Below are 12,457 nucleotides of genomic sequence, written 5' to 3'. Positions count from 1 at the left end.
CGGGGAAGTTTTCCATCCCCGCAGCAAGCTAGCGGGGTATTCGACTGAAATAAAAATATATTTATCAGTGTGCGAGGGTTGCCCAGCACGGTCAAAGGCGCCAGACTTAAGATCTGGCATCGAAGGATTTCGTGGGTTCGAATCCCACCCCTCGCACTAGCTTTTTCACATCGAATTTTGGATTTTGCCTTTTTTACCTTTTTTATACAGGAGTACTACAAGCAGGCTAGCTACTCCGTAATATATCTCAAAGCCTGGTGTTTTCAAGATTTCTTTTTGTTCTTTCTGTGGTTCTTTATTCTCTGTATTGTTGTTAATTGTTTCAGGGTAATCAACCTCTATTACCGATACAATTTCTTCAGATGAGGTTTTTGATGTGCCCGTTATCACAAACGAAGAGAACCCTGAAGTCTCGGCTGTAAAATACATGAATTTATTGTCTTCGCCTGACAGGGTTACAGGTAATTGCTCCCACTTTTTATCACTATACCTGTTTAAAGTGATTGAATCCTCATTGATCTTTTTATCATTTATCCAGGATTTTTCAACCTTGAAACAGACAACTGGATTTTCAATGTTCTTTGAAGTTGCAACCCCTCCATTCCCAACCCAGATGTTAAAGGATTTGTAAACTTCTCCATAAGGCAGTTTGGAAACCAGAGTTGATTTCCCTTTGAGCTGTTCGGCAATTGTTGTGGTCTTGCCAAAGGTTTTCTTTGAATCAAAGCTCACATACACAACACAGGTTGCATTCTTTGGGAAATCAAACTTTACAGTTTTTTCATTTGTAACAAATGCCTGTGAAAGTTCTTTTATCTGGACATTCTTTGCAGGTTCAGGGGAACCGCCTGCACCGCCGCCATCGCTGCTTCCACTGCTGCTGTGGCTACTTCCTCCACTGCTTTCACTGCTTGTTTCTAGGACAGTTATTTGGGCAGTTTTTAGGGAAGTGCCATTCGCATTGCCTGCTGTCAGGTTAACAGCATAGGTTCCTGCTGCAGAATAAGTATGCAGTGGGTTCTGCTCGGTTGAAGTCGCACCATCTCCAAAGTCCCAGCTCCTTGATGTTGAGTGTTGTGACAAGTCAGTAAACTGGACGGAAAGAGGAGTATAGCCGCTTGTAACATTGGCGCTGAAGTCTACTGCAGGTATTATCGGTTTCGTTTTTTCCTTTGAGATGGTACAAATGTAGATATCCGATCCTCCTTTGCGGCGGTCCTGCCACACTATCCTATTATCATAGATAGCTGGAGACTCCTGATTTGACTCATCGTTGGTAATCTGAGTTTCCTTGGAAGTGGCGAGATTGTATATGTAGATATCCCAGTTCCCAGTGCGCTTATCTTCCCACACTATCTTATCACTATAGATCGCAGGAGAATCAGCTGATCCACTGTTAGTAATCTGAGTTTCCCTGGAAGTGGAGAGATCATACATGTAAATATCCCTATCCCCGCTTCCATTGTGATAATTAATCAACATTATCCTATTACCGTAGATCTCAGGGAAAAATGTTGCTTTTCCGTTGGAGTTTATTTGAGTTTCCTTGGAAATGGAGAGATCATACATGTACATGTCAGAGACTCCTTTGCGGCGGTCCTGCCATACTACTCTATCACCATAGATAGCTGGAAACTCCTGGTTTGACTCATGGGTGGTAATTTGAGTTTCCTTAGAAGTGGAGAGATCGTACATGTAAATATCCGGAAGTCCATTTCGATAATCATCCCAGACTATCCTTTCACCGTAGATATCAGGATGTCTGTTACCGTAGGTACCAGGATGGTCTTGATCTGATTCATAGGTACTGATTCGAATTTCCGTGGAAGTAGAGATGTCATACATGTAGATGTCGTATTGTCCATTACGATCATCCTGCCACACTATTCTATCACCGTAGATTGCAGGATATATCTGATTTGATTCATTGGTAGTGATTCTAGTTTCCTTGGAAGTGGATAGATCGTACATGTAGATATCGTAGTTTCCGTTGCGAAAATCCTGCCACACTATTCTGTTATCATATATATCAGGATGGGATGCTAATTCGCTGGTGGTAATCCGGGTTTCAGTGCCAATGTTGGGACCATTTTCTGTAAGTACAGTTATTGTACCAGTTTTTGAGGTAGTACCGTAAGCATTTCTTACTGTCAGGTTAACAGTATAGGTTCCTGGTGTTGTATATGTATAAACAGGACTTACCTCAGTTGAGTCTGCTTTTCCATCACTATCGAAGTCCCATACTCTTGACATTGCATTTTGAGATATGTCATTAAACTGTACCGTCAGGGGAGCATAGCCCTCGGTAACGCTACTATTGAAGTTTGAAACTGGAGCATTTGGGTCTGTAACGACTATGTAATTTGGCTTTGTCGCTGTACTATTACCCACAGCATTTCCTACAGTAAGACTTACTGTGTAACTCCCTGGCTTCGTAAAAGTATGGGTTGCATTCATGGTATGCTTTGAGTAAATGCCGTCTCCAGTGTCCCAATGCCAGGAAGTTGGGACTCCTCCAGTGCTTGTATCAGTGAATAACACAACTAAAGGTGCAGTTCCAGAAGTTACGTTCGCGGTAAATTCAGCTACAAGCGGATTTTGTACTGTTGATGAGAGGTCATATAGAAAAATGTCTCTAACATCCGGGTTTTCCGGATTGCGAAGATCTGCATATATGATTTTATCTTCATAGATAGATGGACTAAACGCCCTGGTACTGGTTGTTATGCGGTTTGTCCTGGCAGTGGATATTTCATACATGTAGATGTCACTGCTATGAGATTCACTTAATGTATATACTATCCTATCGCCGTCTATTGCAGGATCATATGCATTTCCAGTATTGGTGACCTGAGTTGTTTTATGTGAAGCCATATCATACATATATACTTTGTACGATTCTGTCCATACTACGACATTTCCGTAGATGTCGAGTTTGGATACATAGCTGTCTGCAGTTGTTATTATGCTTGTCTGGTTAGTAGATATATCATACTTGTAAATGTCATAACCATTGTTACTATTAGCTTGAGACCATACAACTTTCTTATCATATATGGCAGGATAGCCGTGGACGCTGGCGATCTTAGTTTCATTGTGAGTATTGAGGTCGTACAGATAAATACCATCATTTTTCTGATCTTGAATATAATAATATTTAGTGTATACTACATAGTTTCCGTAAATATCAGGGAGGTCACCATCCGAGGATATTGTAGTCCAGTTATCGGTAGAAACATCATACACCCTAATATTTCCATCCATGTCAGCCCATATGATATTATTACCACATACACGAACATTACCTCCCCCTGTGCTTCCCACATTTATTTCTTTTCCGGCAGCTATATCATATACGTGTACACCATTCCCAGCAGTTTCTGACCATGTAACTATATTACCATAGATTGCTGTGGAATCAGTTAATAGCGCATTATGTGTGAGCTGAGTTTCTGTTCCAGCCGATGCCCCAGATGAGCCAAGAATTAAAAAAAATAAGACTAATGCTGTTAAAGGTATAGAATGCAGTCTTTCTCTACTTGCCATTTATTTTCCTTCATCAATCATCATTAAAAAATATTAATACTGATTACATCACAATATTCTTTAAATCTTTCCTTCTAATTTTAACCTGTAACTTCCAGGGCAATCAAAATATTACGATAGTTTAGAGTTATTAAAGAAACAGAGCTGTTAACTCACTCAATAATAGAAAATACAATTTACAGTTAAAGAGTAGATAATTCTAAAAAATGCCCATATGATAAGATAAAAAGTAATTGTTTTTTACCCAGGTTTTAGTATAAAAGAAAAAATTTCGTAAAGTAATTGTTAAATTTCAGGAGAACTAACTCATATATTATTTCAATAAGGTTTTAGATTTTTGCAGGATCAGAAACACGATTTTAAGAGAATTCCTTTGAAAATACTCCGGTTACATAGAATTAATTTATCAAGTCTAAAACAAATGCAATATTATTAGGGTCCTTCCAAATCAGTGTTAAAACTAAGGATATGGGATACTTATTTTGGACAATAGATATGCATTTTGAATTTCCTCAACAAAGGTACACTCTAAAAACTAATTTTTTAGAGAAATGACCTGTAATAATCTTTAAAATCGAGAAACGAGTGAGATAAACACTTTATGCTTTCACAATTTATGTTTATATATAACTAAGGCATATGATGTCATTTTTCATCCATACAAAATTCAATGTGAAAGCGAAGAAAAAAGATGTTTAATCAATTAATTGGAGCACTTAAACCCCCTAAATAGAAAAAAAATTGTTTAATGAATGTATTTTAGTTAGAGAAGGGCTAAAACCATTTTAATTGTGCAAATAAGGCTTAATAACCCTTAAAAAACTAATCATCTTTTGAAGGGTCTAAATATTATGCAACTGCCTTTCGCACCTAATAAACTTAAGAACGGGCATACAGGACTAAACAAAAGCAAGAAGTAAACCCAAGCGAAAGAACAAAAAGTAAAGAGATAAGAAGACTCAGTACCAAAATCCAGTGATGAACGTAGAATTAAAAATCACTAGATTTTGAAAATGGACACAATCCTTTGAATACATCCTCTTGATTGAAGTCTTTAGATATCGAATAGTGAGTTTATAGAAGAAAGAATTCTTCCCGCAAATTCAGTGTTTCAATCGAAAAATGCAAAAATCACTGGATTTTGGACCAGAGTCGATAAGAACAGGCAAAAATAAAAATCTTCCCTTCAATATGCGAGGGTTGCCAGCACGGTCAACGGTGGCAGACTCAAGATCTGTTCGTGCAGACGTTCAGGGGTTCGAATCCCTTCTCCCGCACTAAACTTATTAAGATTTCTATCTCTTTTAGGCTCTTGTTTTCGTTCAAATTATCTAATTCTATTTCATTTTTTTTAAGTCGCTGCAAGCAAGTCGGTCAAGGGTACTGTATTCTTCCAGCCACTAAAGTTTTCTATACTGTTTACCATTATATTTATCATATAGTTATAAGACTAATAGATAGATGGAAGTTGACCGCTAGAAAAAAATTCGACATTTTTCGCCGTTGGGTGTTGTGCTATATACCTATAAATTGACAGACTGGCTGACTATTTAGCACATTTGGTTCTCTTTTTCTCTTTGAAAAACCTGTGTTTATCGTTCAGGAACTCGTCAACTGCGTAGAATCCGTGACGTTTCAGATTCATAGGGACAACCCGCTTAAAGCCCATCCGAAAAGTGGTTACCTGCTATAACTGTTACGATATGCAATACGCAAAACCGGAATGGATACACTGATATTATAGACCTAATGTGAGTTTTCAATCTGCATTACTGATTTTTCGGATAGGCTCTTAATTCATCGATCATGAAGGTTTTACCGCTAAATTCTCTGAAGGTTTTATGCATAGTGCCACCAAAGCCACATGGTTTTTGAGGCTAAATATAAGCTGTCGAAATAAAAACATGCTTGATTTTGCTCTCTCTGGCACTTAAGCTGCTAGTAGGGACACAGGCTTCTCAGAGAATAAAGGGTGCGCCAGCGTAAATTTGAGTTTCATTCCAACCAACGTGTGACCTCATCGACTGAAGGAAGGATAGAAGGGGACAATTCATCGGCTGGATATCCCACTGCACATCCATTAAGTGCCCACTCACCCGGATTAATCCCGAGCATTACGCAGAATTCTGGATTGTCAGCCATTTGAGCTGTCGCAGAAACCAACTGGAATCCAAGGTTAAGAGCTGTTGCTTTCAACCACATGTTCTCAAGACAGTGTGCTAGAGACTGCTGCTCTACCGCAGGGAAACCTTTCTTCTCGGCTACGACGATAAAGTATGGAGCTGTGCCAACACCAGGAACCTTCCCTAGTTTCTTGATCATCGCGAGTCGGTTTGCAAACCCAATGGCTTTTTCACGGAGCTGCGTGTCATTCTCCATAGAGATTTCAAGTTTGGAAGCCATTGTCGAGACCTCTTCAAAGATGAGAGAAGCTGCGGTTGTCATACATTTTGAACCCATTTTTAGGACGAAAAATCTCCGAAAATAATCATTTGTGCTACCCACCGATGCGGCGGCATAAGGGGCATGAAGACCAGCATCAATGATGCTCTTGATGTCGTCTTTTGCCGGGAACTCCTGCCAGAACCGTCGATGAGACCGCCTATCAACAACGATTTCGTCAAATATGACATTTTTCTGATTAGGTGCTTCCTTACTCATGTAGATCACATCCTTGGTCGCATAAAACCGGAATTGAATTTCACGCACAGAGATACCATTCTTCTCTCTTTTACATAAGACTTACGCACTTGAGGTACAAAATCAAGCACAATCGACATTGCTGTTATGTGTATGTTTTAGATAGTTGAAGGTTTAAAGCATACTGATTTTTCAGTCAAATGCGTAAGTCCCATTAGGAAAATATTTGTAGGTTATACAGTACCAAACATACCATTTTCTTTGCTGAGTTTTCAATGGTTGCGAGCAGTTTTAGAAACGCAAAAGGTAGATGGGCGGGTGAAACATGCCCTCCCTGGCTTGAGATAGAACAGGTGTGATGAAAGCCTGTTCCAATTGTGAAAGAAGACCCTAGCCGATTGGGTCTGTACCATAGTATCAATTTTGATTCTATTTAAATTTTATTCTAATGTATACAAGGCATCCTGAAAGGTTGAGTTAAGAATTTTGGTTATTCCTGTTTGGTATAATCACAGCACAAATCGGTAAATAAAGAAAAAGTTAAAACGGTTATTACACATATTTGAATAGAAAATCCTGATAACAGTAGCATCAAGGGCTAACTGAAATCCTGGAAAACACAGATTGAGCACAACTTCAAGGCTGAAAAAATGATTGAAAACGACTTAAACTGGATCACTAATTTTATATGGGGAATTGCAGACGATGTTCTGCGAGACCTCTATGTTCGTGGCAAGTACCGTGACGTAATCCTTCCGATGACTGTCCTGAGACGCCTGGATGCGGTGCTTGAGCCTACAAAACAGTCTGTTCTCGATATGAAGGCAGCTCTTGACAGGGCAGACATAAAGAACCAGGATCAGCCTTTGCGTCAGGCTGCAGGGCAGGCTTTCTATAACACGTCAAAATTTACCCTGCGGGACCTGCGTTCCCGAGCAAGCCAGCAGCAGCTAAAAGCTGACTTTGAAGCTTACCTTGACGGCTTTTCTCCTAATGTCCAGGATATCCTGGACAATTTTGAGTTCAGAAACCAGATCCCACGGCTTTCCAAGGCTGATGTGCTCGGTAAGCTGATCGAAAAGTTTCTTGACCCGTCGATCAACCTGAGTCCTGACCCTGTTATGAACGGCAATGACTCGGTGAAGCACCCTGGACTTGACAACCACGGTATGGGTTCGATCTTTGAGGAACTTTTAAGGCGTTTCAATGAAGAAAATAATGAAGAGGCAGGTGAGCACTGGACTCCACGCGATGCTGTAAAGCTTATGGCGAGACTGATTTTCCTTCCGGTAGCTGACAGGATTGAATCAGGCACATATTTGCTTTATGACGGAGCCTGCGGAACCGGCGGCATGCTGACCGTTGCTGAAGAAGAACTGAAACGGCTTGCAGAAGAACACGACAAGCAGGTTGCAACACACCTGTACGGTCAGGAGATCAACGCCGAAACCTATGCCATTGCCAAAGCCGATTTTCTGCTCAAGGGTGAAGGTGATGCAGCAGACAACCTTATTGGAGGACCTGAGTATTCGACCCTTGCTAACGATGCTTTTCCGGCCCGTGAGTTTGACTTTATGCTTTCAAACCCGCCATATGGTAAGAGCTGGAAGAGCGACCTGGAAAGGATGGGCGGAAAAGACGGCATTAAAGACCCGCGTTTTGTTATAGAGCATGCAGGCGATCCGGAGTACTCGTTACTTACACGTTCCAGCGACGGGCAGATGCTATTTCTGGTCAACATGCTCTCAAAAATGAAGCATGATACCAGGCTTGGAAGCCGAATTGCTGAAGTTCACAACGGTTCTTCGCTTTTTACTGGCGATGCAGGCCAGGGTGAGAGCAATATTCGCAGGTGGATCATTGAAAATGACTGGCTGGAAGCAATTGTTGCCCTGCCTTTGAACATGTTTTACAACACAGGCATTGCGACCTACATCTGGGTGCTCACAAACCGTAAACCAGAACACAGACAGGGCAAAGTTCAGCTTATCGATGCAACACAGTGGTATGTGCCTCTTCGCAAGAACCTGGGTAAGAAAAACTGTGAGCTATCTGACGAGGATATCCAGAAGATCTGTGATACTTTCCTTGCTTTTGAAGAATCCGAACAATCTAAAATCTTCCCGAACGCTGCTTTTGGGTACTGGAAAGTGACAGTCGAAAGGCCTCTGCGCCTTGCTGTTTATCTCACACCGGACGTAACCGCCAACTTCAGAAAAACCTGTATTGATGCCGGAGAAGAGCAGCTTGCCACACTTATCGATACGGCTGCAGCTCAGCTTGGCCCAGGCCCACATAATGATTTCAATACTTTCCTCTCTTCTGTCGAGACCCTGGCGAGCAAGTCAGGAGTTAAACTTACAGCCAAACGGCTAAAGATTTTACAGAACAACCTTGCCCAGAAAAACGAGCTGGCTGTACCTGTTATCAAAAAGGTGCATAAACCAGGAAAAGCTGAAGCTGATCCTCTGCATGGCCGCTTTGAAACAACTGTGAACGGCAAGCTCTGTGTGGGAGAGTATGAGCCTGATACCGAACTTCGTGATACTGAACAGGTGCCGCTGCTCGAGGAAGGAGGCATAGAGGCTTTTATCCGGCGTGAGGTGCTTCCCTATGCAGAAGACGCCTGGATCGACGAGAGCAGCATTAAAACAGGGTATGAGATAAGCTTTACCCGCTACTTCTACAAACCACAGCCGCTGCGTTCTCTTGAGGAAATCCGTGCAGATATTCTGGCGCTTGAGAAAGAGACCGATGGGCTGCTGGACGAGATCATCGGGAGAGGTGGATAATGATCAACAGCAGGGAAAGACCAAAGGGATTCTCTGTGCGCCTGTTCCTTCCGGAAGGCGATCCTGATGGTGTCAAGACTGTAGAGAAGTCAAACTGGACTGGCAGAGGACTTGTCATTCCAAGATCACTGTTTGCTGAGACCCGTGCACGTACTGAGCTGGGACACACGGGGGTATATATTCTAGTTGGGCCCGATGAAAAATCTCAGCTTCCCCGTGTCTATGTCGGTGAAGGAGATCCAGTTGGCCCAAGACTTGAACAGCATGCGAAAAATAAAGATTTCTGGACACAAGCAGTAGCCTTTACTAGCAAGGACCAGAACTTGAATAAAGCTCACATACAGTTTCTTGAATACCGTCTTATCGATTTGGCAAAGGTTGCAAAAAGGTGTGTATTAGATAATACCAACACACCGCAACCCCCTTCGCTTTCAGAAGCAGACACGGCTGAGGCAGAAGGATTTCTTGCGGACGTCCTGCTTTGCCTGCCAGTGCTGGGATATGGGTATTTTGATGAAGCACCTGCTCCCACACAGACTACTCTCGAATTTATATTGAACGCTAAGGGTGTAAAGGGCAATGGATATGAAGCTAGTACAGGTTTTGTCGTGCGGGCAGGTTCACAGGCAGTTAAGAGCGAGACGAAGTCTATTCATGGCTACTTGACTGATATGCGTCGTTCACTAGCTGAACAGGGTGTCTTTGTTGACCGTGGCCAGTACTTTGAAATGACACAAGATTACACTTTTATCTCTCCATCAACTGCAGCAGGTGTGCTTCTAGGAAGGTCAGCAAATGGCCGTACTGGTTGGAAGACTCCTGACGGACATACGCTAAAGTCTATTCAGGATGCTGAGGTGGATAAATGATCCGCAACCTCAAATATTCCTCTGCGTACGGAAACACCGGTTTATTTTCGAAAGGTTCGGTATTTAGCGGCTTTATAAAACCGGATATAGGAAAGGGTAAAAGATGAAGCAGCCCAGATCATCACGAAATACTGCAAGAACTTCTCATGATATTTCAATATCGTTTGACGAAGGTGCCTTTGAAGAAGTGGTGGAACTTATCCGGAACGCTCGCCAAGGGGCGTTTACTGCTGCCAATAAAGCCCTGATTGACCTTTACTGGCAGGTGGGTGAATATATCAGCCGTAAACTACAGACTGCGGAATGGGGCGAAGGTGTTGTGAACCAGCTTGCCGGACATATTTCCACTTACCACCCTGAGATTCGAGGGTTTACAAGGCCAAATCTGTTTCGGATGAGGCAGTTTTACGAGACTTACCGCTACGATGAAAAAGTCTCACCACTGGTGAGACAATTACCCTGGACACACAACCTCCTGATTATGAGCCGTTGCAAACAGCCGGAAGAGCGTGAGTTTTATCTGCAGATGTGTCTGCGAGAGCACTGGACAAAACGCGAACTGGAAAGGCAGCTTGCAGGCGCACTTTTTGAACAGGCTGTTATTTCTCCTCCGAAAGCGTCAGCGGCATTGAAACAACTGCACCCGGATGTGAATTCTATTTTCAAGGATGCCTATCTTCTTGATTTCCTTGACCTGCCAGAAAAGCATTCCGAAGCTGATCTCCAAAAAGGGCTTGTGGCAAACCTTCGTAATTTTCTACTTGAACTCGGAGCAGATTTTGCATTTATAGGAGAACAATATCTTTTGCAGGTAGGAAGCCACGATTTTGCCCTTGATCTTCTGTTTTTTCACCGCAGCCTGAATTGTCTGGTGGCTATAGAGCTTAAAGTCGATGAGTTCAAGCCTGAATATCTGGGAAAGCTTGAATTTTATCTGGAAGCTCTGGACCGTAATGTGAAGAAGCCTCATGAACAGCCCAGTATCGGCCTTCTGCTCTGTGCTACCAGAGACATCGAGGTAGTAGAATACGCCCTTAGCCGTACTCTGTCTCCTGCTTTAGTTTCGGAATACCAGACTCGCCTGCCTGACAGGAAGCTTCTCAGGGCCAAACTCCACGAGTTTTATACCTTGAACGAGGCAAAGGGGGCTTACAATGATTCATAACCTCAAACCTTACCCAACATACAAAGATTCAGGCGTGTTGTGGCTGGGAAAAGTGCCTGAGCATTGGGTTGTTAAAAGGTTGAAACAGTGTGTTGAGCGTTTTTATGCTGGAGGCACGCCAGATTCTGGAAATGGAGACTATTACTGCAACGCGTCTAAAGGTTTACCTTGGTTAATGATCGCAGATATGACACATCAAAGACATGTGAAATCAACAATCAAGGCAATCACTGAGAAGGGACGAGCTTCAAAAAACCTAGAGGTACTCCCAAAAGGAACTCTTCTCTACTCTATGTATGCGAGTCTTGGTACTGTGTCCGTCCTAGAAATCGAGGCAGCTATAAATCAGGCTATTATTGGTATCAAAACCAGAAACTTGGAATTAGAAACTGAATTCACTCTATATTTTCTTGAGAGCCTTCAGCCATACATTACTCTTCTGTCTAATTCAAGCACACAGGCAAATCTGAACGCTGAAAAGGTGCGCTCATTACCCATTTATATTCCACCCCTTCCCGAACAATCCGCCATCGTTCATTACCTTGACTATATCGACCGGCGCATCCGGCACTATATCCGTGCAAAAAAGAAACTTATCAAACTGCTGGAGGAACAGAAGCAGGCAATTATCCATCAAGCCGTCACCCGTGGACTTGATCCAAATGTTAAGCTCAAGCCGTCGGGGGTGGAATGGTTAGGGGAAATACCAGAGCATTGGGAAGTATTACCACTCAAGGCATTATCCACTGTTCAATCTGGTATAACTCTTGGTAAACAATACCTTGGTCAAGAGCTTGTAGAGTTCCCTTATCTACGAGTTGCCAACGTTCAAGAGGGTCATGTGAATCTTTCAGAAATTAAAACCATTGAAGTTCCAGCCGAAGAGGCAAAACGTAGTCGACTTCAAAAAGGTGACGTACTGATGACAGAAGGAGGAGATCCTGACAAATTAGGCCGTGGATGTGTTTGGGAAGGTCAAATATATCCTTGCTTACATCAGAATCATATTTTCGCTGTTCGCCCTAATATTAGCCGTCTTAAACCTTATTACTTGGGAATTTTGCTTAGTTCTCAATACGCAAAGGAATATTTTCTCCGGACGGGAAAACAGACAACTAACCTTGCTTCTACAAACAAGACAACAATAGGACAATTTCCCATTCCTCTTCCAAAAGTAGAAGAGCAAGACTTAATTCTTGACAAAGTTGAGAATGAATTAGAGGGAATTGAACGAGCTATGTCTGGAATATCTCGTGAAATATCCATCCTCCGCGAATACCGCACCCGCCTGATAGCTGACGTTGTAACTGGAAAACTGGATGTGAGAGAGGCGGCTGCGAACCTTCCTGAAGAAACCGATGAAACAGAAGTTTTCGAAGATGAATTTGCCGGAGACGACGAAACGGCTGAAGAAGAGCTTGAAAGCGAACCAGAGGAAGAATAAA

At 42.4% G+C, this 12,457-nt stretch carries 7 protein-coding genes and 2 tRNA genes; 7 read left to right on the top strand and 2 right to left on the bottom strand.

The window, feature by feature from the left end; all coding sequences use genetic code 11:
* Nucleotides 1-71: 71 nt before the first annotated feature.
* Nucleotides 72-156, top strand: a tRNA-Leu gene (locus ASJ81_RS17575).
* Between the two features lie 9 nt (nucleotides 157-165).
* On the opposite strand, the gene ASJ81_RS24470 is transcribed toward ASJ81_RS17575, so the two are convergent.
* Nucleotides 166-3,546, bottom strand: a complete 3,381-nt coding sequence (locus tag ASJ81_RS24470; RefSeq protein WP_095645477.1) for a PGF-pre-PGF domain-containing protein — start codon at nucleotides 3,544-3,546, stop codon at nucleotides 166-168.
* A gap of 1,193 nt (nucleotides 3,547-4,739) precedes the next feature.
* On the opposite strand from ASJ81_RS24470, the gene ASJ81_RS17565 reads away from it, so the two are divergent.
* A tRNA-Leu gene (locus ASJ81_RS17565) sits at nucleotides 4,740-4,823 on the top strand.
* A 718-nt stretch (nucleotides 4,824-5,541) separates the two neighbouring features.
* Here the strand turns inward: ASJ81_RS17565 and ASJ81_RS17560 are convergent.
* Nucleotides 5,542-6,102: a nitroreductase family protein gene (locus ASJ81_RS17560; protein WP_394339143.1), complete on the bottom strand. Its 561-nt coding sequence runs from the start codon at nucleotides 6,100-6,102 to the stop codon at nucleotides 5,542-5,544.
* On the opposite strand from ASJ81_RS17560, the gene ASJ81_RS23920 reads away from it, so the two are divergent.
* The 5 genes from ASJ81_RS23920 (at nucleotide 6,073) to ASJ81_RS17540 (ending at nucleotide 12,456) form a co-directional block, all read left to right on the top strand.
* Nucleotides 6,073-6,285, top strand: a complete 213-nt coding sequence (locus tag ASJ81_RS23920; protein ID WP_245860256.1) for a hypothetical protein — start codon at nucleotides 6,073-6,075, stop codon at nucleotides 6,283-6,285. The two genes, ASJ81_RS17560 and ASJ81_RS23920, sit on opposite strands and share 30 nt — an antisense overlap.
* A 551-nt stretch (nucleotides 6,286-6,836) precedes the next feature.
* A complete protein-coding gene (locus ASJ81_RS17555) occupies nucleotides 6,837-8,978 on the top strand; it encodes a type I restriction-modification system subunit M (protein ID WP_095645476.1) in 2,142 nt (713 codons plus the stop codon).
* On the top strand, nucleotides 8,978-9,847 hold the full coding sequence (locus ASJ81_RS17550) for a GIY-YIG nuclease family protein (RefSeq protein WP_095645475.1): 870 nt from the start codon (nucleotides 8,978-8,980) through the stop codon (nucleotides 9,845-9,847). The genes ASJ81_RS17555 and ASJ81_RS17550 overlap by 1 nt, the downstream gene beginning before the upstream one ends.
* Before the next feature lie 103 nt (nucleotides 9,848-9,950).
* Nucleotides 9,951-11,012, top strand: a complete 1,062-nt coding sequence (locus tag ASJ81_RS17545) for a PDDEXK nuclease domain-containing protein (protein WP_095645474.1) — start codon at nucleotides 9,951-9,953, stop codon at nucleotides 11,010-11,012.
* Entirely contained in the window at nucleotides 11,002-12,456 is a 1,455-nt protein-coding gene (locus tag ASJ81_RS17540) for a restriction endonuclease subunit S (protein ID WP_095645473.1), read from the top strand. The genes ASJ81_RS17545 and ASJ81_RS17540 overlap by 11 nt, the downstream gene beginning before the upstream one ends.
* The last annotated feature ends 1 nt before the right edge of the window (nucleotide 12,457 follow it).

The organism is Methanosarcina spelaei, from assembly GCF_002287235.1.
In the GTDB taxonomy this organism is placed as follows: Archaea; Halobacteriota; Methanosarcinia; order Methanosarcinales; family Methanosarcinaceae; genus Methanosarcina; species Methanosarcina spelaei.
The sequence above is the reverse complement of the archived record's forward strand: the minus strand, read 5'-3'. Positions and strand labels throughout refer to the sequence as shown.